Annotated in this window: 24 protein-coding genes; 1 reads left to right on the top strand and 23 read right to left on the bottom strand. The window is 38.7% G+C overall.

From position 1 onward, the window contains the following. Positions 1-49 precede the first annotated feature (49 nt). From NIZ91_12015 to NIZ91_12120, 22 genes are all read right to left on the bottom strand, one after another. Positions 50-451 (bottom strand): cytidine deaminase, encoded by a 402-nt coding sequence (locus NIZ91_12015; protein ID USY53482.1) that lies wholly within the window; start codon positions 449-451, stop codon positions 50-52. Between the two features lie 88 nt (positions 452-539). Next, positions 540-1,214 (bottom strand): deoxyribose-phosphate aldolase, encoded by a 675-nt coding sequence (gene deoC / locus NIZ91_12020; GenBank protein USY53483.1) that lies wholly within the window; start codon positions 1,212-1,214, stop codon positions 540-542. Positions 1,215-1,327: 113 nt separating this feature from the next. Next, positions 1,328-2,629, bottom strand: coding sequence for a pyrimidine-nucleoside phosphorylase (locus NIZ91_12025; protein USY53484.1), 1,302 nt, complete (start codon positions 2,627-2,629; stop codon positions 1,328-1,330). Positions 2,630-2,751: 122 nt separating this feature from the next. After that, positions 2,752-3,699: a sugar-binding transcriptional regulator gene (locus NIZ91_12030; protein USY53485.1), complete on the bottom strand. Its 948-nt coding sequence runs from the start codon at positions 3,697-3,699 to the stop codon at positions 2,752-2,754. Between the two features lie 127 nt (positions 3,700-3,826). Then, on the bottom strand, positions 3,827-4,102 hold the full coding sequence (locus NIZ91_12035; GenBank protein ID USY53486.1) for a hypothetical protein: 276 nt from the start codon (positions 4,100-4,102) through the stop codon (positions 3,827-3,829). Between the two features lie 122 nt (positions 4,103-4,224). After that, positions 4,225-4,872, bottom strand: a complete 648-nt coding sequence (locus NIZ91_12040) for a hypothetical protein (protein ID USY53487.1) — start codon at positions 4,870-4,872, stop codon at positions 4,225-4,227. Between the two features lie 63 nt (positions 4,873-4,935). Next, complete coding sequence (locus NIZ91_12045; GenBank protein USY53488.1) at positions 4,936-5,277, bottom strand: DUF1033 family protein; 342 nt, start codon at positions 5,275-5,277, stop codon at positions 4,936-4,938. 127 nt (positions 5,278-5,404) lie between these two features. Then, a complete protein-coding gene (locus NIZ91_12050; protein ID USY53489.1) occupies positions 5,405-6,646 on the bottom strand; it encodes a dicarboxylate/amino acid:cation symporter in 1,242 nt (413 codons plus the stop codon). A 144-nt stretch (positions 6,647-6,790) separates the two neighbouring features. Beyond that, positions 6,791-7,171, bottom strand: coding sequence for a DUF4181 domain-containing protein (locus tag NIZ91_12055; GenBank protein ID USY53490.1), 381 nt, complete (start codon positions 7,169-7,171; stop codon positions 6,791-6,793). A 133-nt stretch (positions 7,172-7,304) separates the two neighbouring features. Next, a complete protein-coding gene (locus tag NIZ91_12060) occupies positions 7,305-7,775 on the bottom strand; it encodes a YiaA/YiaB family protein (GenBank protein USY53491.1) in 471 nt (156 codons plus the stop codon). Positions 7,776-7,985: 210 nt separating this feature from the next. After that, positions 7,986-8,168: a hypothetical protein gene (locus tag NIZ91_12065; GenBank protein USY53492.1), complete on the bottom strand. Its 183-nt coding sequence runs from the start codon at positions 8,166-8,168 to the stop codon at positions 7,986-7,988. Positions 8,169-8,396: 228 nt separating this feature from the next. Further along, positions 8,397-8,597, bottom strand: coding sequence for a DUF6501 family protein (locus NIZ91_12070; protein USY53493.1), 201 nt, complete (start codon positions 8,595-8,597; stop codon positions 8,397-8,399). A 47-nt stretch (positions 8,598-8,644) separates the two neighbouring features. Then, the gene (locus NIZ91_12075; GenBank protein ID USY53494.1) at positions 8,645-9,415 is read right to left on the bottom strand and encodes an alpha/beta fold hydrolase; all 771 of its coding nucleotides are present in this window, start codon (positions 9,413-9,415) and stop codon (positions 8,645-8,647) included. 122 nt (positions 9,416-9,537) lie between these two features. Beyond that, on the bottom strand, positions 9,538-10,611 hold the full coding sequence (gene ssuD / locus NIZ91_12080; GenBank protein USY53495.1) for an FMNH2-dependent alkanesulfonate monooxygenase: 1,074 nt from the start codon (positions 10,609-10,611) through the stop codon (positions 9,538-9,540). A 156-nt stretch (positions 10,612-10,767) separates the two neighbouring features. Further along, the gene (locus NIZ91_12085; protein ID USY53496.1) at positions 10,768-11,592 is read right to left on the bottom strand and encodes a M15 family metallopeptidase; all 825 of its coding nucleotides are present in this window, start codon (positions 11,590-11,592) and stop codon (positions 10,768-10,770) included. A 141-nt stretch (positions 11,593-11,733) separates the two neighbouring features. After that, positions 11,734-12,792, bottom strand: coding sequence for a hypothetical protein (locus tag NIZ91_12090; protein USY53497.1), 1,059 nt, complete (start codon positions 12,790-12,792; stop codon positions 11,734-11,736). Positions 12,793-12,808: 16 nt separating this feature from the next. Next, complete coding sequence (locus NIZ91_12095; GenBank protein ID USY53498.1) at positions 12,809-14,287, bottom strand: HAMP domain-containing histidine kinase; 1,479 nt, start codon at positions 14,285-14,287, stop codon at positions 12,809-12,811. Further along, positions 14,284-14,976 (bottom strand): response regulator transcription factor, encoded by a 693-nt coding sequence (locus NIZ91_12100; protein USY53499.1) that lies wholly within the window; start codon positions 14,974-14,976, stop codon positions 14,284-14,286. The genes NIZ91_12095 and NIZ91_12100 overlap by 4 nt, the downstream gene beginning before the upstream one ends. 190 nt (positions 14,977-15,166) lie before the next feature. Further along, positions 15,167-16,447, bottom strand: coding sequence for a 2-oxoglutarate dehydrogenase complex dihydrolipoyllysine-residue succinyltransferase (gene odhB, locus NIZ91_12105; protein ID USY53500.1), 1,281 nt, complete (start codon positions 16,445-16,447; stop codon positions 15,167-15,169). A 16-nt stretch (positions 16,448-16,463) separates the two neighbouring features. Next, positions 16,464-19,322 carry a 2-oxoglutarate dehydrogenase E1 component gene (gene sucA, locus NIZ91_12110; GenBank protein ID USY53501.1) on the bottom strand — a complete coding sequence of 953 codons (2,859 nt, stop codon included), beginning with the start codon at positions 19,320-19,322 and terminating at the stop codon, positions 16,464-16,466. Positions 19,323-19,772: 450 nt separating this feature from the next. Beyond that, the gene (locus NIZ91_12115) at positions 19,773-20,222 is read right to left on the bottom strand and encodes an OsmC family protein (GenBank protein USY53502.1); all 450 of its coding nucleotides are present in this window, start codon (positions 20,220-20,222) and stop codon (positions 19,773-19,775) included. Positions 20,223-20,327: 105 nt separating this feature from the next. Next, entirely contained in the window at positions 20,328-21,224 is an 897-nt protein-coding gene (locus tag NIZ91_12120) for an NAD-dependent epimerase/dehydratase family protein (protein USY53503.1), read from the bottom strand. A 205-nt stretch (positions 21,225-21,429) separates the two neighbouring features. On the opposite strand from NIZ91_12120, the gene NIZ91_12125 reads away from it, so the two are divergent. Next, positions 21,430-22,635 (top strand): DUF418 domain-containing protein, encoded by a 1,206-nt coding sequence (locus tag NIZ91_12125; protein ID USY53504.1) that lies wholly within the window; start codon positions 21,430-21,432, stop codon positions 22,633-22,635. Positions 22,636-22,678: 43 nt separating this feature from the next. On the opposite strand, the gene NIZ91_12130 is transcribed toward NIZ91_12125, so the two are convergent. Then, the gene (locus tag NIZ91_12130) at positions 22,679-22,972 is read right to left on the bottom strand and encodes a hypothetical protein (protein ID USY53505.1); all 294 of its coding nucleotides are present in this window, start codon (positions 22,970-22,972) and stop codon (positions 22,679-22,681) included. Positions 22,973-22,989 lie beyond the last annotated feature (17 nt).

The raw sequence follows: 22,989 nt of genomic DNA on the forward strand, positions 1-22,989 counted from the left end.
ATAGGCCTTAAACAGCTGCTGCCGAGAGCGTTTTTTTCAAAACAATTCTTTACTTTTTTTGTAAATCTTTTGATGAAAAGAACCCTGGTAACAACTCATTAATATTCGTCACAACGTGATCGCCCTTTAAATTAGCTAAAATCACGACTGTGTCTGGTGAAAAGAACTCAGCTAAAACCTGACGACAAGCTCCACATGGAGAGATCGGTCCTTCTGTATCTCCAACAACTGCGATTGCTTGAAACTCTTTTTCACCTTCTGAAACAGCTTTAAAAATCGCCGTGCGCTCTGCGCAGTTTGTTAAACCATAGGAAGCGTTTTCGATATTACATCCGTGATATAGTTTTCCGTCCTTTGTTAAAAGAGCTGCACCTACATGAAAATTTGAATATTGAACATATGCTTGCTTACTTGCGACGATTGCTTCTTCAATTAATTTTTTCGGTTCCATTCATTCATCATCCTTTTTCATGGTTTAAAGCAGGCTAGCTCAGTATATGAGCTAACCTGCTAGACATTCTCTTTAGATTGTAATTGAATTAGTATGAGCTGTTGCTAATTTCGCCCTTAGCAATTGATACGCCAGAGCTTGCCCCAATACGCGTAGCACCTGCTTCAATCATCGCTTTAGCGTCTTCTAATCCTCGTACCCCACCAGATGCTTTTACGCCAAGGTCTGGTCCAACTGTTTTTCTCATTAACGCGATGTCTTCAACCGTTGCGCCACCTGTTGAAAATCCAGTAGATGTTTTAACAAAGTCTGCACCTGCTTTAACAGATAGTTCACAAGCTTTTACTTTTTCTTCATCTGTTAATAGACATGTTTCAATGATTACTTTCACTAATGCTTTGCCTTTTGCAGCATCAACAACAGCTTTAATATCGCGCTCTACTAGCTCGTAGTTTTTGTCTTTTAACGCACCGATATTAATAACCATATCAACTTCGTCTGCACCGTTTTCAATTGCATTTGTTGTTTCGAATGCTTTTACTTCTGGTGTGTTTGCTCCTAGTGGGAAACCAATTACTGTACATACTTTTACTGCTTGTGCATCGCGTAATAACTCAGCAGCTTTTTTAACCCACGTTGGATTCACACATACTGATGCAAATGAATACTCTTTTGCTTCTTGTGCAAGTACTGTAATTTGCTCTTCTGTTGCGTTAGCTTTTAATAAAGTGTGGTCAATCATTTTTGTAATTTCGTTGCTCATGTTTAATTCTTCCTTTCAATCCTCTTATAAAGTGAAATTTCAATCTGTAGAAATCTTGTTACTCTTCTACTGAATACCTAGTTGAACCATTGTGGCCTTTAGGCGCACTAGAATTAATGAATTTCTTTATAGATGAGCGTTGGTGCATTTACTTGTTCAGATACAATTGTATAAGAATCGTAAATAACATTCATTACTTCATCCACGTTTTCAGAGTTGCTATGAATTGTTACAAGCGCATCGCCCTTCTTAACAGCATCTCCTACTTTTTTGTGCAATACTACACCAACAGCTAAATCAATGACTGATTCTTTTGTTGCGCGACCTGCACCAAGCTTCATTGCTGCTACGCCGATTTGCTCAGCAACAATTTCTGCTACATAGCCATCTGCTTTTGCTGGAACCGAAATTTTATAAGAAGCATCTGGAAGCTGTGATGGATCATCGACTACGGATGCATCTCCACCCTGTGCTTCAAGGAATGTTTTAAATGTTGCAAGTGCTTGTCCGTTATCAATCACTTCTATTAATAGCGCACGCGCCTCTTCAAGGCTGCTTGCTTTCTTTGCAAGCATAACCATATGACTACCTAACGTCAAGCATAATTCTGTTAAATCCTCCGGCCCTTCTCCTTTTAACGTATCGATTGCTTCTTTCACTTCTAGCGCGTTTCCAACCGCAAATCCAAGCGGTTGACTCATATCAGAAATGATAGCTTTTGTGTTTCGTCCAACACCTTTTCCGATTTCAACCATTGCTTGTGCTAATGCTTCTGCATCTTTTAAGTCTTTCATAAACGCACCGTTTCCAGTCTTAACATCTAAACAAATTGCATCTGCACCCGCTGCAATCTTCTTACTCATAATTGAGCTTGCAATCAGTGGAATTGAATCAACCGTTGCCGTTACGTCACGTAGTGCGTATAGGCTTTTATCCGCTGGTGTTAAGTCACCACTTTGCCCAATAACTGCTAGTTTATTGGTATTTACCAAGCGAATGAATTCATCATTCGTAATTTCAACGTGAAACCCTGGCACAGCTTCCAGCTTATCAATTGTTCCACCCGTGTGACCAAGACCGCGACCTGACATCTTAGCAACCGGTACGCCTACGGCTGCGACAAGTGGACCAAGTACAAGCGTTGTTGTATCTCCTACGCCTCCTGTACTGTGCTTATCTACTTTAATACCTTCAATGTCACTTAGATCAATTTGATCACCTGAGTTTACCATCGCTGTTGTTAAATGAACGCGTTCTTCCTGCGTCATATCTTGAAAGTAAATTGCCATTGCTAGTGCGGACATCTGATAGTCAGGCAAGTTACCATTTGTATATTCAGAAATAATGAAGTCAATTTCACTTTTTGTTAATTCTAAGCCATTTCGCTTTTTTTCAATTAAATCTACAACTCTCATTGATATGGCCTCCCTATGCGCTTTCTTTTCATGATTGTAACGCTTTCAACATCTTATATCTTCACTATATCTTAACCTTGAACAAATGTAAATATTTATTTTTACATTTGTTCAAGGTTTTTTTATGATGTCTCTTTTTCAAGCAGCTTCTGAGCGGTGAATGGGTCTGTGATCAGTGTATTAACATACCCTCCTTTTATCGCACCAAAAATACCTTCTACTTTGTGCGCTCCTCCCGCTACGAGGATGGAATAATCTTTTTGCTTAAGGTCTTCTAAATCTAACCCTAGCGTACGTTCATTTAAGCTCGGATTGCAAATGCATCCATGTTCATCGAAAAAACGTGAACAAATATCACCGACTGCGTGTGGATCTAACTGTTTTAAATCTTCTTCTGTAAAGTAACCTAGCTGAAACAACAAAGAATCTGTCTTAATAGGACCCGTTGTAAAAACCGCAATATTTGCTTTTTTACCAAGTTCCAATATTCCTTTTATATGACGGTCAGCTTCCATTGCTTGCTTTACTACCACATGATCAACAATTGCCGGAAGCGGTAAATACAGAGGAACGGTGCTATAAGCATTTCCGAATAGATGCAGAATTTCAGAGGCATACGTGTTGGTTTCAGAATGACTGACTCCACCTTTTAGTTGTACAACTTTCACATCTTTTACACGCTTTTTTTTGAGCTTCATTCCTACATGGTAAAGTGTTGTTCCCCACGTTACGCCAATAATATCCCCATCTTTTACAACTTCATCCAAGTAATCTGCTGCTGCTTCTCCTAAACCTTCCTTTACAAGGTTTCGGTCTTCATGAGGTATAGAAGCAACAATTGCTTTATTTAACTTGAACGTTTTTTCAAGTTGAGCTGACAGCTCTTCCACATCAATCGTAGAGTCAATAATTTTAATCTGTACAATACCTTCAGACTTAGCTTGCTGTAGTAAGCGTGAAACGGTTGGTCTTGATACTCCAAGTTTTTTGGCAATTTCATTTTGATTATAGTCAAGCAGATAATACATCTTTGCTGCTTCAATTACTTTCGTTAACTTGTCGCTTTCCATAAGCATCCCCTTTACGTTGGTATAGCGTTTTCATTTTTCTATCTTACCAAACAATGAACATTTTTATAATACCACTTGAACATTTTTTCAAAAAAAAAAAAAACCTCTCTTCTAATTGAAGAAAGGCTTAGCGGTTGACAGCATATACAACAAACAACACAATATTCAACATAATAAGAGCAACCCCGGCAAGGAGCCACTTTGTTCCCTGAGACTTCTTTTCTCCTTCTTGCATTTCGAAGCCTCGAATAGCAAACACAATCCCCAGTGTAAAAAATAAAAAGAATGTTTGGCGATAATCAAAAAAAGCCAAAACCAAAAAAATGGCTGTGAAAAATACCATAATCATTTCTAATGCCATATACGGCTGTTTTTTACATACTAACAGTTTCAAATGACACACCTACCCTTTATCCAAGTTCTATGACAACTTATTTTACTATTTTTTCACGAGCAGGTGTCAACGTTTGATGTACTGTTCACGTATTTGTAACAAAAGCGCTTCCTTATTAGGAAGCGCTTTTGTTATTCGTTCATATTTGGATTCATCGGATTATCAATTCCGGTTTTCTCTTGAATCTTTTTATAAATAAAGTACGTATAGATTGCAATTAAGATTGAGAACGCCCACGTCACTGCTTGACGAAAGACAATCATGTTGCCATAACCTTCAACACCGTACTTTTGAATAAGAATGTATTTTACAATCGCTAAAAACACATAGCGCCCCGCAAACAAAACAGTTAACCAGTTCATCATTTTAAAGAGATCTTGCTCAAAAAACAGTCTTTTGGAGTCCTCACGTTTATATCCCATTAGATAAGCCGTATCAACAAAGAAATACAGCCCAATTGGACGCTTCACTAAAATCGTTATCAAAGTAAAAATAGCTAGTCCAATCATAAAATAAACTTGATTAATCAGCATGGTTTCTGCATTACCTGACAATAAGTCTACGATTGTTCGCGCAAGCAATGTAATAACAAGAAACAGTCCCGTTACGTTAAATTGACGCTCTTTAATAAACGTATAAATAGTATAAAAGAATGCAGGTGCTGTCGATAACAAAATGGCGTAATAGTCACCGATAAGGTCTTTTCCCTGATTCCAGATGAGGTACGGGATTGCAATGTAAAAAAGCAAGTCAAACCATACTCGTTTTGAATTGTTCATAGCGCTCTCCTTTTTCCACTATTGTTAGTGCAATTATATGGGAAAATGATGTAGAAGGAAAGGTTATTTCATTTGCAAAAATGAAAAGCCTTCCTCGTTTTCATTTAAATCATATACGTCTTCACCTTTCATTAATAAAACGCCATGGAAAATTTGAAGATCATCATCACACGCTTCACAAAATTCTTTCTCACAGTCATTCCAAAAGGTAAACAGAGATAGCTTTTTCATATACACATGGCGATAACCCGTCTGATGTTCATGAATAAGCCTTGTATAGTGCTCAAGCGCTTCTTTTTTATGGTCGAATTCAATTGTTTCAATAATGTCTTTTTCCCAACCATCTAGAAAAAGCCACGGTTCACAGTCAGTTTTAATTTTATGGACTTTCCATTTTTCATTCATAGTACTTCGCTCCTTACTTATTCTTACAGGATGCTTACTCTTTTATTATTCAAGAAAAACACCTGCGAATCAAGTAATACGCTAAAAGCGCACCAGCTATCTTTGAACTGGTGCGCTTTCACACTTGCTATGAAGCGATTCGCTTTGTATCTATTTGTTTTTTCAGCCAATCTTTACCTTCTACAATGCGTGAAACAAGCATAGAAGACACGTTATCTCCCGTTACGTTCACCATTGTAGCAGGTGGATCGACGATCATGCCTAACGCCGCCATCACCGGAAGTGCTTCAATTGGCAAGCCAAACATCGTTAAAATTAACATCTCACCAACTGCTCCTCCGCTCGGTAGACCCGCAATGACAACACCGCATAAAATAGCAACAACGATAGCTTTCACAAACGTATCGATGCCGCTGAAATCCATATCAAATAGCGTAAAGGCAAACGAAATCTTTAAGATGGCAGCCAAGCAGGACCCGTCCATATGTACGGTTGCTCCAATTGGAATGACCGTTTCTCGCACATCTTTTGGAACACCTGTTTGTCTAGCTGCCTCTAGGTTCACAGGTACGCTGGCTACGCTGCTTCCCGTTCCTAAAGCCGTAACTGCTGGCGTTAAAATATTTTTCCAAAAACGAACAATTCCTTCTTTTCCTCCTGCTAAAAAAGCATAGAACGTAAATCCAACAAAGAAGTATAAAAGAGCTACAGGATAATACACGGCTACTGCTTTTGCATACGTTCCTAATAACTCAGGACCAAATACACCAACTAAAGACGCAAAGTAAGCAAACAGCCCAATTGGTGCCACGTACATCACAAGCGTTACCATCTTCATGAACACCTGTGAACCTGATTGTAGTACTTTCACAAAAGGCTTTCCAGCTTCACCAATTAACGTTGCTGATAACCCTAACAGTACAGCAAAAACAATAAGTGCCAGCATATGTTCACGAGACAGTAAGTCCACAAAGTCAGACGTTGTAAATGCTTGTACAAACTGATCAGCAATATTAATATCTTCTACCTGACCTGGCTTTTCAATTGTAATTGGTGACGCATCAACTGATAAGAATGCCTTAACGGCAAAAAGCATTAATAAAGATGAAATAATGCCAGTCAAAATAAAAACGCCAAACATCGAGCCAATGATTTTTCCAAAGCGGTTCATATTCGCAGTGTTTGATACGGCAGCTGCAATGCTAAAAAACACGAGCGGCACAACAACCATAAACATTAAGTTTAAATACATGTCCCCCAGCGGCTTTAGCACTTCTGCTTTCTCTCCAACAAAGAACCCTACTGCTCCACCAGCAAAAATAGATGCTAGTAATATGAGCGGAAAGCGATATGGTTTTAACGCGTGCATAAACATCCTCCTTTTAATAAAACGCTCACAAAAAAAGCGCCAGCATGCGCGCTGTCACTTTTTTGATTTTACTACAGTTTTAAAATTGGTCAATCCAGCTTTAGCCCCTTTTAACAAATTGTATACTTCTGACTTTTCCAATAATTACAGAGATATGATCACAAGAAGCGCTAGAAAAAATAATGCTCCTAGCACTTCATGCAAGTAGCTCTTTGACTCTTTATCAGTCAGCCACTGTTCAATTCCGCGTAAAATTGAAACCAAAATGTAGCAAACTGGTATTGGTAGTACTTGAATCCATATTGGGACCTCAGCACTTCTCTCTGACAATGTGACAACTATAAATAGATAAATAGTTAACAAGAAGAGGGTGCCTTCAATCACTTTGTATATTTTTTTCCTACCTTTAGTAAAGGGGGTTACGGGCTTTTCATGAATATCGAGCCGTTTCTTTAAATAAAACTGACTAATTAAAAAGTAAAATATAAAAAGAATAATGATACGGATTAAAACCTCAGAACCCATTCTTATTTCTCCTTTAGCAATCGATAATCTATACATATAGTATCACAATTAAAGGATTAAATGTAATTTATTGTATAAAAAACCTCTACTTTCAAAATAGAAAGTAGAGATCTCTATGTATGCTAAAAAGCGATTAATCTCGCTCTCTTGCTCGTTGCGTATCTCGAATATTCTTTTGAATTGTCACAACTGCAAATAAGCTCAGCACAAATGACATACCGTAGAAGCCTTTTTCGCTTAGCGTAATACTACCTGCGTTGTATAAACCAATAACCATTAATGAAATCGATACAATAAGTGCAAACCAGCTAATTCCATAATAAATACCTGTAACAGGGATATCTTCTTCTTTGTCTCGCACAGCTTTTTGAAGAGATACTGCTGAATACAATCCAAATACTAAAACAGCAAAATAGTAGCCTTTTTCATTTAACTCCATCGTTGCGTTAAATAACCCGACTAAGTATGCAACAACTCCGATAAGTAGCGCTCCCCAAGATGCACCTTTAAAAGCTGGCGTTGGCTCTCCTTCTTTCCGCTCTACCTTGACTTTAGGCTCATCTTGCTGTCGTTTTTCTGTAAACAATTCATGATTATTCGCCATTTGAGTGGTCGCCTCCTCTTCTCTCTTAATCTAAACAAATATGCAATTATATGTTCACTTATACCATTATATAGAAAAAACTTAAAATTAATAGGTCACTTTTTCATAAGCCTTTGTACTCAATCTAACTTAAAGTCATTGTTTTGTTTCAGTAAAAAAGGAGATGGCCTTATAGGCCATCTCCTTTTTTATGTAGCACGCTCTAAGCGCTTAAATATTCTTTTTCATCCCACAGTTAACGCATTCTCGCAAAAACTTTCCTTCTCCCACGCTGCTTTTAAAATGAACGCTCGCACAGTTGTCGCAGCGACCCGCAACTTTATCAGGGAGATCTTTGTATTCATATACTTTATCCAGATCAATATTGGCATATAAATCTTCTTTTTCTTCCACCTTAAACACTCCGATTTCATTTGAGATTGCTTCTATATCATACCAACATTAATTTAAGAATAAAAGACATCTTCCTTATTTTCTATCGGTTCGATTACCTGCAACATTTACTTTTCTCTTAGCTGCCTGTTTTATTTTATATTTATTATTTAGAACATAGTTTTTTTAGATACTTATTTGCATAACAAGCACTCATAAAAAAACCACCGCATTCGCAGTGGTTTCATCTTACGCTTCAAAATATTCTTTGTAAAAGCCACCAACTTGACCTGTGTTGTCGACTACAAAGTAAAACTCTTCCGTTTCATTTTTCACATCGTATACTTTTCCTGCTGTTAGTACGTTTTCTACCATGTACTTTTTCGCATTCGTATGTACACATTTTACTTGTTTAACGGTTGGACGATCATTCCACTCTAAATGAATCATATTTGGTCTCTCCTTTTGAACAATTGGACGCTAACTCTGCCCTTCGTTCATTTTACCCCAACTGCTTTTTTTTTCGCAACCGTTGCTTTAACAAAACGTGCCGTATGTTCAATAATTTGGTCTTTATCATAGTCCATAGACGCTACGTGATACGAATTAGGAAGCATAACTTGATGAGCACTTTTTGAACGAATATTCTCCAAAATGTAAGCTGAGTTGCTTGGTGGAACAACATGGTCCACTGTGGATGTTAAAACTAACGCTGGACACGTTACGTAAGATAAACGCTCCTTCGCTTCATCCATTAAAGATAATAGCTCACGCATTGAACGAACGGGTACCTTGTCATACGTAATTTCATGTACGTTAGGATCTTTAATGTCGGGTTTATCCTCTTTTATATAGCGAGGTGTATGTGCATTTCTGTAGACTTCCATTGAAGGAATTGAAGTCATTGCGGGATTAATAGCAATGACACCTGACAGTTCTAAGCCTTGACTTGCGGTATGAAAGGTTAGCGTTCCACCCATTGATTGCCCTAGAATGAAAACGTGCTCGCATTTTTCTTTTAAAAAGCGATACCCTTCTACAAAATCTGCTTTCCAATTTTCATAGGTTGCCTGTTCAATATCCCGATAGTGAGTTCCATGACCCGCTAGACGAATTCCATAAACCGTATAGCCTTTAGCTGCCAAGCCTTCACCGATATATTCCATGCTTTGTGGCGTTCCCATAAATCCGTGAGAGACTAAAATGCCAACTTCATTTCCTTTATGATAAAAAGCTTCCGCTCCTTGAATAACATCATAACGTTCCATTATTCTTCACCCTTTACGCTCGAATTTTCTGACAAGATTGATTATTTACATAATACACCTATAATTCCTATAAGTCAACTAGGTTTTTAAAAACAAAAAAAAACGGCCGTTTGGCCGATTTTTTACGCAAACTGCTTTACACTGCTTTTTAAAAGCGGGAAAACTAGCTCTGCAAATGTGTAAGCTTCCTCTAGGTGAGGATAGCCAGATAAAATGAACGTATCAATTCCGATCTCTTCATACTCCTTTAATCGCTCTGCTACTATTTCAGGACTTCCAACAATGGCAGTTCCTGCCCCTTCACGCGCTAAGCTGATGCCTGCCCACAAGTTAGGTGAAATTTCTAAAGATGAGCGATCTTTTGCCCCTTTATGCAAGCTTGACTGCGTCTTTTGCGCAGTGGAATCAAATTTAGCAAATTTATCTTGAAACGCTTTAATTACGTTATCATCTACGTGCTTAATTAAGTTATCTGCTGCAGCCCATGCTTCCTCTTCCTCCTCACGTACGATGACGTGTAAACGAATGCCAAAGCGAAGTTCTCTTCCCTCTAATGCTGCTCGCTCTTTCATCTCTTCAATTTTCTTCTTAATAACTGCAGGTGGCTCTCCCCACAGTAAATATACGTCAGTATGACGCGCTCCAACCTCTTTACCAGCAGGAGACGAACCGCCAAAATAAAGAGGCGGATACGGTTTTTGCACGGGCAACGTAGGAATATACGCGCCGGTTACGTCGATATGCTTTCCTTTTAAATCAACGCTCTCTCCTTGCATGACCTTGCGCCACACTGTTAAAAATTCTTCGGTCACCTCGTAGCGCTCATCATGACTTAAATAGTTACCAAATGTAGCTTGTTCAACTGGATCTCCACCTGTGACGATGTTTAGCATAAGGCGCCCGTTGGAAATCTGATCAAACGTTGAAGCCATGCGCGCTGATATTGTAGGAGACATCACGCCAGGACGAAGAGCAATTAAAAACTTTAGACGCTGTGTAACTGATGCTAGCGCTGATGCTAAAACCCAAGAATCTTCACAATTTGAGCCCGTTGGTAACAGCGCTCCATCATAGCCTAAATAATCTAATGCACCTGCAATTTGTTTTAAATAGTGAATATCACTTTTTCTTTCCCCAATTTGTGTACCTAAATAATGTCCATCTCCCGCTGTTGGAAAAAACCATAATATATCCATAACTATTCCTCCCCAATTGTCTTAAATTATGTAAAGAAAGGCACGTGCTATTAAAACACGTGCCTTCAGTTCGTCTGATCAGCGAAGTTCATTAACTTTATGATAAAACTTATTATCCCTATTAGTCAAGTAGGTTTTTGCTTTTTCACAGAATTTTTAAAAAGCGTTTACCTGATTGGAATATACTTCTAATGTTTCATAGTCAGATGAGATGACGGATGCAGCCTGCTTTCCTACATAACGAAGGTGCCAAGGTTCATATTTGTAGCCTGTTATATATTCTTTTCCTTCAGGGTAGCGAACAATAAAGCCATATTCAGCAGCATGTGCCTTCAACCAGTTTGCCTCCTTTGTTCCTCCAAAACAGTCCGATACCGCACACGTTCCATCTCCTCCTGTTACGTCAATCGCTAAGCCAGTTTCATGTTCACTCGTTCCAGGAAGCGCGCTGTAAGTGAGCGCTTTTTCTTCTCCATCACGCTTAGAATAATAGGCAAACAAAGCTTTTTGACGTTCATGAGACCGATAAGCTGATACGCCAAGGAGGTAAATCCCATTTTTCTTCGCTTCCTGAAACATTTCTTCGAGCGCTTCTGCAGCAGGTTGTCGCAGCATGCATTTTTCAATTCGGTCGCTAAACGTAAACGAAACATTCGGATATACTAAATCCGCTGGCTTATAAGTGTTAGGAAGCTGGTGGTGTTTATTGACTAAAGCAGTGAGCGATTCGGGTTCTGCAACAACAACTGGGCTTTTTACAGCTGGTTCAGATTCACCGTTTTGAGCTTGTCCACTGTTTCGTCCCACATCTTCTTTTACTACACTTTTGCTTTGTTCATTGGGTTTATCTACTTCCTTTACTTTTTCTTTATCAACTGCTTGTATAGGATCATCCTGTATTTGTTCTGTGGAGATCTCTTGTGAACAGCCACCTATAATCATCGCTAGCGCGAGAGAAAATGTTATGAGTGTATTTCTCATGGTGTTAGCTCCTTTCAACTACAGCTTCTATTTCAATAGCTTATAGAAAAAGAGTACACAACCTTTATTTCAAAACCATATAGACTTGTTTCGAAATTGTAAACAATCATAGTAAAGAAAGAAAAAAACTGCCGAAGCAGTCTACTCTAATGAAATAACATAGGTATGAACTTGATTATCTTGGACAGTTGATGCAGCTAATTGTTTCCCAGATGGACTCCAACTTAGTTGGTCAGCAGCATACTCTAGAGGGACATTTAAATGCGTTACGTCTCCTGTTATGCTATCCGCAACAAAAATCCCTTTTATTTCTCCATCTTCAGCAATATAATTGTAAGCCAATTTTGAACCATCAGGAGACCAGCTAACGCCAAAAATTTGAGTTGAATCCGCTAATTGAAAAGCTTCCGTTCCTTTTAAGTCCGTTATAGATAACGTTTTAGTGCGTTCATTCCTTTGCTGTACGAGGGCAAGCTGCTTTCCGTTAGGAGAGGGTATGACAGATACAGCATCACTTTGAACTTTTTCAGCACCCCTTTGAGACTGAGGAACAAAATACAATTGGTTATATACAGCGATATAATAAAAACCTTTTTGCCCTTTCATAATATCTACAGCTCGCTCTTTTGTAGGTAGTAACGTTTCACTATTGTCTTTACTATTCACTTGTACTACCTTTCCTTCTGCCGTAACAAGACCAACCTCAGAAGAATTTAACCAATCTCCTCTTGACCCTGGATACAAAAGTTTATGAGTTAATTTCTTCGTCTTTTTACTCTTTATGTCCAGCACATAACCAAAAGAATCAACGCCTTCATCCACTTTATAAAATAACTGCTTATTATCAGGAGAAAGTTTGGCAGAATGCTGAACTTGATTGTTTGGCAACAAAGGTTGGAAGTGGTTATTTTTCAAATGATAAATCCCTAGGTTTTGTGCATATACCTCGTTTGTTCCAAAACCTTCGGCACGTATTTCTTTGTTTTCTTTAGTAACTATTAGCTTCCTGTCAGTTAAAAATTGAAATGCTCGAACATCCTCAAGACGCTGAATATTTTTAACTTTTAGCTCGTCCTTTGCATCTGCTTGATCTACAATTGTAATGTTATCGTTTGGTTTGTTCGTGCCTTCTTCACTTCCGCAAGCAGAAAGAATCAAGATACTAATAGTAAGACACATCGTTCGTTTATACCGTTTCAATAACGGCTCACTCCTTTTACTTGCTTTCTTCATTGAGCTTTCGTGGGAACGTCACTCTAAAAAGCGTCCATTCCGTATCAGAACGGCGTAGCTCAACATACCCTTGCTGTTTTTCAGTCAGCTTTTTGACTAGAGCCAACCCAAGACCTGTTCCTCCCGATATACGTGATCGGTCTTTGTTCACCGTAAAAAATGGCTGGAACAATTTTTCTCTCGCATCCATTGGAATACCCGCTCCTGTATTTGCCACATCAATCGCTACATGCTCATTATCCTGATGAGATGTAACGACAATTTCACCACCCGCTTCATTATATTTAATAGCATTATCAATTAAGTTCATAAAGATGTGAAATAAGCTTTCACGGTCTGCAAAAACAACGGCTTTATGGACATTCAGCTTAAGCTTCAAATTGAATTTTATCGCTTTTCCCTGCATCCTCTTGCACACGTCTGCCACAACTTCATCTAACTGTAGATGCTGTGGAATCTGTTCAAAGTCATATCTTTCAAGTTCCGCAAGCCTTAATATTTTGTCTACCATTTCATGAAGGCGACCTGTTTCTTTTCGAATATTTTCAACTCCGTCTTCTAAAAGTTGAGGATCATCTCGATACATATCCAACAAATCAACATACGCTTTAATAGAAGTAAGCGGCGTTTTAAATTCATGGCTAATGTTTCCAATAAATTGTTTTTGCTGCTGCTCAAGCGCTTGTAGTTTTACAACGGCGAGCTCAAGCTTTCTTTTCTCTTCGTTTAATTCAGCTATGCTGCGTTGAATAGCAGTACTCATCACATATAATCCGCTACTCAGCTCTCCTAATTCATCTTTTCCCTGAAAAGGAGGTGAATTCAAAAAAGTGCCGTTTTGCAACTGGAAAGAAGCGTTCTTCAACATTGTTACTCGATTTGCTATTCGATAAAAATACAAATATCCAATGAGAATGGCAGCTCCTGCAGATGCTATTCCTCCTATTAAGAAGAGCCGTTTAATTTCGGCTAAAAACTCCTGATTATCGGCCAGCGAATAATCAAATCGAATGGCTCCTATTTGCTGATTTTCAATGGAAAGAGGAGCCACATAAAAAAGTGAAGACCCTTTCGTTTCATAAGCGACTTGTCCTTTTAACGCGTAGCTTAACGTATCAGCAATCTCTACATCACGCTGACCGATGGGGAGTGAACTTCCTTCTTCTATGCCTTTTTGATTATAGATCACTGTTTGAAGGCCACTCTGGAGAGCAATTGATGAGGCTAGGCGCTGAGCTTTTTGTTGCAAAAAAGACTCAATACTGACGGAATTATCCTCAGTAAGATAGCTTTGACGAATGGACTGCTTTGCAACTTCACTTTTTTGAAGAAGCTCTTCCTCTACTCTATTTCGCTGATTATTTTCAATTCCTTTTAACACCAGTACACTGAGCCCTGCTACCGTTAAAATAATGAGAAGAGCTAGCACTACACTGATTTTAAATTTGATGCTCATTTTCATTCTTCAATCCCTGCTGTTGCCTTATAGCCCACTCCATACACGGTTTGAAGCAAGTAAGGTTCTGCTTCTCCCACTTTTTTTCGCAGGCGCTGCATATGAATATCAACTGTGCGCGTGCCTCCCATATAGTCCATACCCCAAACAAGGTCCAGTAAGTCTTCCCGCGTATACACCCGCTCTAGGTTTGAAAGTAACAGAGCCATTAAATCAAATTCTTTAGGCGTCAGCTTGACTAATTCACCGGCGACGTACATGGTTCTCTGTATAAGGTTTAGCTTCACTTTTCCGATTAGGATGTCACCTTTTGATTTCGTTTCCGCTCTTTTTTCTAGTCGTCGTAAAAGTGCTTTTGCTCTGGCTACTAGTTCTCGGATATCAAAAGGCTTTGTCATGTAATCATCCGCTCCCAGCTCTAAACCAAGCACTTTATCTACAATGTCATTTTTAACTGTTAACAAAATAATGCCAAGACCTTGACGATTTTCAAGCTTACGGCATACTTCATATCCAGTAAGTCTTGGCATCATGACGTCTAATATCATCACATCAGGTTTAAAAGCGGCGGCTTTTTCAAGCGCTTCTTCACCATCAGCAGCCGTTTCAACTACATAGCCTTCTCGCTTAAACGCATATGATATGGCCGTTGCGATACTTCTTTCGTCGTCTACCACTAAAATTTTCTTATCCAACTGATCACATACTTTCGTTTCAGGTTTTTACTAATCTTATCAAATAGTCTTCCTCAAGAATATATCGAACTTGTTTCAAAAATGTAAACAAGAGACAAAAAAACACCTCTTATTATTAAGGTGGTGTTGGTAAGGATGCTCTTATTCAAAAGAAACGCCAGCACTCGTCTAAGAGTACTGGCGTTTTTTATTAACCTTCTAATAATAATGTTTCTGGATCTTCTAACAGCTCTTTCACTGTTACTAAGAAACCAACGGCTTCTTTTCCATCAACAATACGGTGATCATAAGATAAAGCAATATACATCATTGGACGATTTTCAATACGATCTTCGTCAATTGCAATCGGACGAGTTTGTATTTTGTGCATTCCTAAAATCCCTACTTGTGGACCATTTAAGATTGGTGTTGACATTAATGATCCGAATACTCCACCGTTTGTAATTGTAAATGTTCCTCCTTGTAAGTCACCGAGCGCTAGCTTATTGTCGCGCGCTTTTTTACCAAGCTCAAGGATACTTCCTTCAATACCTGCAAACGTTTTGCGGTCTGCGTCACGAACAACTGGTACAACAAGTCCATCCGGTGCAGATACGGCAATACCGATATCATAGAACTTTTTAATAACAAGCTCATTGCCCTGAATTTCAGCATTTAATAATGGATACTTTTTCAGCGCTGCTACAACGGCTTTTGTAAAGAATGACATAAAGCCAAGTTTTACATCATGCTGTTCAAAGAATTTGTCTTTACGACGCTTACGAAGTTCCATAACAGCCGTCATATCAACTTCATTAAATGTTGTTAACATCGCAGCCGTCTGCTGTACTTCAACTAAGCGATTTGCAATCGTTTGGCGACGGCGTGACATGCGTACACGTTCAACTGGTTTATCACTGTTCTCACTTACTGCTGGAGAAGGTACCGGTTTAGATTGACGAGCACTTTGAGCTTTTGCGTCAGCTTTTTGCTCTGCTGTTTTTTGGCTAGCAAACGAATCGATATCGTGCTTACGAACGCGCCCTAACGGATCCGCAGTTGGCACTTCATCAAGCTTGATGCCTCGCTCTCTTGCAGCTTTACGCGCAGCTGGAGATGCAATTAACCACTGCTTTTGTGGAACCTCTTCCTTTGCTTCTGCCGCAGGTGCTACCTCTTGTTTTGCTTCTTTTTGTTGAACAGGCTCTTCCACTTTTACTTCTTCCTTCACTTCTGCTTTTGGCGCTGGCGCTTGGCCATCAGCTGCTAAGCGAGCAATTGTTTCCCCTACCTGAACGGTATCGCCTTCACCTGCTAGAAGCTCCGTTAGTACACCTGAATCTTCCGCTGTAATCTCAACGTTTACTTTGTCAGTTTCTAATTCAACAATATAGTCGCCTTTTTCAACAAAGTCTCCTACCTGCTTAAGCCACTGTGCTACTGTTCCCTCTGAAATTGATTCTGCTAGTTCCGGTACTTTAATTTCTCCCATTGTTCATTCCCCTTCCTTATCGTGTCACTACATCATTAGCGATTTGTGTTTTCGTTAATGCTTCTTGTAATATACGCTCTTGTTCTTGTCTATGAGTGGTTGGGTCTCCTTCTGCTGGGCTTGAACGTCTTCTGCGGCCAATATAATCAACGCTTACGCCTTCTGGTGCTACTTCGCGAAGCTTAGCCTCAACATAATTCCAAGCGCCCATGTTCTCAGGCTCTTCTTGCATCCAAGCAATCTCTTTTAAGTTTGGATATTTAGCAAATAAATCAGCTACAATTCGTCTTGGGAATGGATAAATTTGCTCAAGGCGTAGTACGTGTAACCAATCTAGCGACTTATCGGATTTTTGAATACGATCTGTTAAATCACCGCTAATTTTACCGCTGCATAGAACGATACGTTCAACTTCTTCCACTTTCTCACCTAAGCTTGGTTGCTCGACAACTAAGCGGAAAGAACCGTTTGTGAATTCTTCCATATTCGATACGCTAAACGCACTTCGAAGCAAACTTTTTGGTGCCATAACGACAAGTGGACGTACCTCTTCTTTTTTTAAGATAGCCGCTTGACGACGTAATAAGTGAAAGTACTGCGCCGCACTCGTTACGTTTGCCACCGTCCAGTTATTTTCAGCAGCTAGCTGTAAGAAGCGTTCTAACCTTGCGCTTGAATGCTCTGGACCTTGACCTTCATGCCCGTGTGGAAGCAGGAGAACCATACCTGATTTTTGTCCCCATTTCGCGCGACCTGCTGAAATAAATTGATCAATGATAACCTGACCAGCATTTGCAAAGTCTCCGAACTGAGCTTCCCAAATCACAAGTGTTTCTGGTGCGAATACATTATATCCGTAGTCAAACCCTAATACTGAGCCTTCAGAAAGTGGACTGTTACGAATATCAAAGGAAGCGCTTACGTTCTTCATTGTGTGCAGTGGTGAGTATACATCCCCTGTCTCATAATCATGCAATACAAGATGACGATGAGCGAATGTTCCACGTTCTGAATCTTGTCCTGTAATGCGAATCGGCGTACCGTCACGTAAAATACTTGCAAATGCAAATGCTTCACCTAATGACCAGTCTGCTTTCCCGTTTTCTTCAAACGCTTTCGCACGTTTTGACAAAATACGATCTAGTTTTGGAAATACTTTAAAGTCTTCTGGGTACGTCACAAGCTCTCGGTTAATCTCTAAAAGCTCTTCTTTTGGCACAGACGTGTCTAAAGTTGGAATACCATTAAATACTGCTTTTGGCATTTCCATAATTTGATGACGTTTTTCTGCTTTTGGTGGTACTTTATCATAAGCAGTCTGCAATTTCTTTTGAAGTTGCTCACTAATTTCATTCACTTGTTCGTTAGTGACTACTTGTGCTTTTTCCAATTGTTCAGCGTAAAGAGCTCGAACTGTTGGACGCTTTGTAATAATTTCGTACATCTTTGGCTGCGTTACAAATGGTTCATCCATTTCATTATGACCAAATCGGCGATAGCCAATTAAATCAATTAAGAAATCTTTATTAAAACGGCGACGATACTCAATTGCAAAATAAGCCGCTGCCAGACATGCTTCTGGATCGTCTGCGTTTACGTGGACAATCGGAATTTCGAATCCTTTTGCTAGATCGCTCGCGTATTTTGTTGAACGAGAATCTACGCTTTCCGTTGTAAACCCAATCATATTGTTGGCGATAATATGAATAGTTCCACCCGTTTGGTATCCAGAAAGCTGATTTAAGTTTAGGGTTTCCTGAACAATTCCTTCACCTGGAAATGCTGCGTCACCGTGAATTAGAATCGCAAAAGATTTCGTGATGTCTTGCTTTGGATAACCGTTAGTTTGGCGATCGTCCTGAGCAGCTCTTGTAAACCCTTCCACAACTGGATTGACGAATTCCAAATGACTTGGGTTACTTGCCAATGTCAAACGAGCTCGAACTGTGTTTTCAGCTTTAATTTGTTTATCTGCACCTAAGTGATATTTTACGTCCCCTGTCCAACCATAGTTAATACCAATTGAACCCTCAGATGGTACAAGTTCTTTATTCGGTGAATGTTGGAACTCAGCAAAAATCATTTCATACGGCTTGCCTAGTACGTGTGCTAACACATTTAGACGTCCACGGTGCGCCATTCCAATATTAACTGTTTTCGGACTTTTTTCGACAGAGCGCTCAACTAATTCATCGATTAACGGAATAAGCATATCTACGCCTTCAATTGAGAATCGTTTTTGTCCGACAAATGTACGATGTAAAAATTGTTCGAACCCTTCTACTTCCGTTAGACGCTTTAATACTGAAATACGCTTTTCATCAGAAAGAGGTTGAAAAATTGCTCCTGACTCCACCATTTCAGTAAGCCACTTATTCTCCTCCATGTTATGTACATGATGGAATTCAAACGCCATTGTCTTCGTGTATACATCCGTTAAATACTCAATTGCAGCCAGACCATCTTTTACGTGTCCAGGCGCATTTGCGCAAAGAATTTCAACCGGTACTGCTTTTAAATCTTCCTTCGATAATCCATAGTCTTCTAGATGTAGAAGCACAGGATCTTTTTTACCGCTTTCCAACGGCTTAATTGCTGCATATAAATGACCGTATGCACGAATATTTTCTGCTAGCTTAATGGCAGCAGCAATTTTAGCTGTATTAGCTGCTGGAACATGCTGTGTGTCTGCTGCTTCAGCATAGCTGCTATCAAGTAATGGCGGTGCACCCCAATAATCAAATAGTTCTTTTAGTTCTGGATCTATTAAATCCGACTTTTCTTCATATAACTCATACTGTTCTAATACATAGCCATAGTTTGGGCCCAAAAACCCTTTCCAAGGCTCACCTCTGTTTGACGTTTCGTTACCCATTTAAAAACCCCCAACGAGTTATAATAAGTGAAATCTTTATTCAACTTTTAATGTCTTACTAGAATTAAAGTGTTAAAAGTGATTGATTTCGCATTTTCAAAATACTGATTGCCTTATGGTCAGACATCTTTACAAGATGGATGTTCTTCCAGTACTTGTATTTGATATCTGTCTCTATTTTACCACTGTTGAGCCTGTCAATCAAAATGAAATCGCTATATTTCTTTAATTTTTTTTACTTTTTTAATAGTCTTACGACTTTTTGAAAGCGCTTTATAAGTAAAGTGAATTACTTATCAAAATAAGTCTTAATGAATGGTTATCACACAACTATCCATGCAACTTAATTGCTTAAAATTTAATTTTAAATTTTATAACTTAGCGATATAACTGCCATTTCTTTCAGTCATAGTTATAGTTTCAAATACAAAAAAAGAAGCTTATATTTCATTAAGCTTCTTTTTCCTCTATTGTACCCTCTAATTCAATTTTTACGTTTCCTTGGATTGCTCGTGAAATCATGCAGGAGGTTTCTGCTTTTTCCATCAGGCGCTGAACGATACTTTTTTTCTCCATGTCTTTTGAATTTAATACAACCTGTGGACGATGAATGATTTTTTCGTAGGTAAACACACCTTTTGTGACGTCCACCACTGCTTCTGAGTTCATTGTGAGGAATGCTTGTACAATACCACTTCTTTCAAGCATTGCTGCAAGCGTAATAATATAGCACGTTGCAGCTGCTCCAAGTAGCATCTCATCTGGATTTGTGCCGATTCCAGGTCCGTCCATTTCTGGTGGAATCGAGATTTGTGTTTTTAACTGCCCAGAGTGAATTTCACCTACTTCGTTTCGTCCTCCTGGCCAATTTGCGTTGAGATGAAAATGATGCTTCGCCATTTTATTCCACTTCCTTCATTATAATTACTTCTAGTATAACGCCACTGTCAGTAAGTTAACACCATTCTGCTCATCAAAAAAAGACTACGAATCCGCAGTCTTTTCTTAATATAACGGAACAATTTTTGCTTCAGCGACTTTTTTCTTAATTAAAGGCGGTAGCCATTCGCGCACATCTGAAAACTCATAGCCCCAAAAACTAGCCTTTTCATTGCTCATGGTCCACGAATGATCTAGCCCATAAGGCGACGCGTTCTCATCCGTTACTCTCTTTGTGATTTTTGCCTGCTGATTTGTTTCAGCTTCTATTAAACTCATTAACTCTTTTAGCGAAATGGCACCGTTGGAGCATGCATTAATTGGGCCTTTTAGCTTTTGCTCTCCGCACCATGCTAAGAACGCTCCAGCTTCTTCTCGTGAAATAAAATTAAGCTGTGCATCAATATCAGGAAAACCGATTTCTTCTTGATGCATCACTTTATCAATATGGAAGCGAAGACGATTTGTATAATCATTATCACCTAATACAATCGGAATGCGTACAGCTGTCACTGAAAAAGATGCTTTTTGAAAAAGGACGGCTTCAGCTTGTCGCTTTCCTTCTTGATAAGAGATATTTTCTTTTCTAGCATACGATATTGGGTACGTATATGGATCAAAATCTTCTTCGTAAAAATGTTCTTTTGAAGAACCATATACAGATAAGGTAGATGTTAGTACATAGTGGTCTGTACTATTTTGAAAAGCGTCTACAGCTACTAAAGCGCCATGAGATGAATAACAAATTTGATCAAAAACCACATCCCACTTACGACCGCGCGTTGCTTCTATAATGGATTGTTTCTCAACGCGATCTAACTTAATTCGCTCTACTCGATCACCAAACGAATCTTCACGCTGTCCACGATTTGCAATGGTAACCTGTACTTTTTTTGCGAGTAATTCTTCAACAAGATTCGTGCCAAAAAAACGTGTACCGCCTAAAACAAGTGCTGTTTTCATCTTTTCTCCACCTTTCATAATATCCTCTTTCTTATCATACCATTATTATCCATGGTTGCGTACTTTTTAGTTGTGAAACTTTTTTATCGTTTTCAATGGATATATTGTCCTTCCCTTCATTTATTCATGATAAGATAGCCATATTGTTCTGTAAAACGGTAGACTTTTAGGCTACGATATTAATTGAAAAGGAGTTGAATTATGATTGAAAGGTTCACCGATTAAACCAAGTGAGCGAATCATTACGTTAGATGTCATTCGAGGTTTTGCGTTATTAGGCATCTTGCTCGTCAATATGCCCGCTTTTCATTCACCAGATTTCATTCATCAGCTATACGCTATAGATGTAGGTTACGAAGGGTTAGACGCCATTATATACGCATTTTTACAGCTTTTTGTTCAGGTTAAGTTTTTTACAATTTTTTCATTCCTATTTGGGGTAGGCTTTTATTTATTCATGAAAAGAGCTGAATCGAAAGGATTGAAAATGAGAAGCTTGTTTTTTAGAAGAGCTTTTATTCTATTAATTATTGGTTTGCTTCATTTAATCTTTTTATGGTTTGGAGATATCCTACACCTTTATGCAGTAGGTGGATTTTTACTATTGGCTTTTTATAACCGCATGCCCAAAACTCTCATTAAATGGGCCTTTAGCTTGTTAGCTATTTATTTAGCTCTTTTATCCATAACGTTTTTTATTCCAGTTGATATGATGGACGAACTTGAACTAGGAAATGCAGATGATGTGCTGCCTACATACATTTATATGTATGAAAGCGCTCCTTATCTAGAATGGCTTGCTTATCGAGTAAAACTTGAGGTCATTCCCATTTTACTTAATATCCCATTCACGTTAATACCCGTGTTTGCTTTCTTTTTATTCGGCTTATATGCAGGAAAAAAAGGTATTTTTGAAAATGCCGATTGCGCTCCTTTTATTAAAAAGGTTCAGATAGTAACAGGTTCGCTAAGTATACCTTTTGTCATTTGTTTATTTTTGTTGCTGCAAGGTCTATGGGATGTCGGTGTATACAAATCTTCCGCTACTGACCTCTTTAAAAATTTAAGTGGATTTTCTCTTTGTTTTTTCTATATGGCCACTTTAACTCGATTACTGCAGTTAGATACCTGGAAGAAGCGGCTTGGCTGGCTTCAGTTTGTAGGCCGGATGGCGTTAACCAATTATTTAGCTCAGACCTTCATTTGTTTTATCTTGTTTAACGGCTTTAATTTATACAATCACGTTAGTTTGACCTTGGGTACTGCAATTGCTATTGTAATTTTTATTGCTCAAGTCATTTGGAGCAAAGCATGGTTTAGATTTTTTCAATTTGGTCCAATGGAATGGCTATGGCGTATCCTCACTTATGGGCATAGTTCTCCTCTTAAACGTCAACCAAAAGCAAGCTAAAAAAAAGCGCTGTAGTATGGAAACTACAGCGCTTTTTTCTTTTTTAATGAAGAAAGAAAAATAAAGCTAGACCCAAAAAGAAAAGTGAAAGAATGAATTCAAATGTCCACTGCCACTTTTCTCGTTTTAAAATGATATGTTCAATTGCAGAAAGAAATGAGGTTGCGCTTACACACACTAAAATAAAGCTAAGCTGACTTACGGTAAACTTTGTTATGAAGCTGATAATAAGCAAAGTAGCAACAACTAAAAACAAAGTGAGCTGAACGGCAAATACCCATTTAATTCTTTGCTTGTACCCATCCTTTAACGCTTGTAATAAATCATTGCTAATCACAACTTTACTCCTTTATA

Origin of the sequence: Bacillus sp. 1780r2a1 (assembly GCA_024134725.1) — a bacterium.
In the GTDB taxonomy this organism is placed as follows: Bacteria; Bacillota; Bacilli; order Bacillales; family Bacillaceae_H; genus Priestia; species Priestia aryabhattai_A.

Excerpts from the sequence above, each read along its gene's own strand:
- sucA (USY53501.1), bottom strand. The coding sequence starts at position 19,322 with ATGGGTAACGAAACGTCAAACAGAGGTGAGCCTTGGAAAGGGTTTTTG.
- NIZ91_12120 (USY53503.1), bottom strand. The coding sequence starts at position 21,224 with ATGAAAACAGCACTTGTTTTAGGCGGTACACGTTTTTTTGGCACGAAT.
- NIZ91_12115 (USY53502.1), bottom strand. The coding sequence starts at position 20,222 with ATGGCGAAGCATCATTTTCATCTCAACGCAAATTGGCCAGGAGGACGA.
- NIZ91_12015 (USY53482.1), bottom strand. The coding sequence starts at position 451 with ATGGAACCGAAAAAATTAATTGAAGAAGCAATCGTCGCAAGTAAGCAA.
- deoC (USY53483.1), bottom strand. The coding sequence starts at position 1,214 with ATGAGCAACGAAATTACAAAAATGATTGACCACACTTTATTAAAAGCT.
- NIZ91_12055 (USY53490.1), bottom strand. The coding sequence starts at position 7,171 with ATGGGTTCTGAGGTTTTAATCCGTATCATTATTCTTTTTATATTTTAC.
- odhB (USY53500.1), bottom strand. The coding sequence starts at position 16,447 with ATGGGAGAAATTAAAGTACCGGAACTAGCAGAATCAATTTCAGAGGGA.
- NIZ91_12095 (USY53498.1), bottom strand. The coding sequence starts at position 14,287 with ATGAAAATGAGCATCAAATTTAAAATCAGTGTAGTGCTAGCTCTTCTC.
- NIZ91_12050 (USY53489.1), bottom strand. The coding sequence starts at position 6,646 with ATGCACGCGTTAAAACCATATCGCTTTCCGCTCATATTACTAGCATCT.
- NIZ91_12060 (USY53491.1), bottom strand. The coding sequence starts at position 7,775 with ATGGCGAATAATCATGAATTGTTTACAGAAAAACGACAGCAAGATGAG.
- NIZ91_12040 (USY53487.1), bottom strand. The coding sequence starts at position 4,872 with ATGAACAATTCAAAACGAGTATGGTTTGACTTGCTTTTTTACATTGCA.
- NIZ91_12085 (USY53496.1), bottom strand. The coding sequence starts at position 11,592 with ATGAGAAATACACTCATAACATTTTCTCTCGCGCTAGCGATGATTATA.
- NIZ91_12070 (USY53493.1), bottom strand. The coding sequence starts at position 8,597 with ATGATTCATTTAGAGTGGAATGATCGTCCAACCGTTAAACAAGTAAAA.
- ssuD (USY53495.1), bottom strand. The coding sequence starts at position 10,611 with ATGGATATATTATGGTTTTTTCCAACAGCGGGAGATGGACATTATTTA.
- NIZ91_12030 (USY53485.1), bottom strand. The coding sequence starts at position 3,699 with ATGGAAAGCGACAAGTTAACGAAAGTAATTGAAGCAGCAAAGATGTAT.
- NIZ91_12075 (USY53494.1), bottom strand. The coding sequence starts at position 9,415 with ATGGAACGTTATGATGTTATTCAAGGAGCGGAAGCTTTTTATCATAAA.
- NIZ91_12045 (USY53488.1), bottom strand. The coding sequence starts at position 5,277 with ATGAATGAAAAATGGAAAGTCCATAAAATTAAAACTGACTGTGAACCG.
- NIZ91_12025 (USY53484.1), bottom strand. The coding sequence starts at position 2,629 with ATGAGAGTTGTAGATTTAATTGAAAAAAAGCGAAATGGCTTAGAATTA.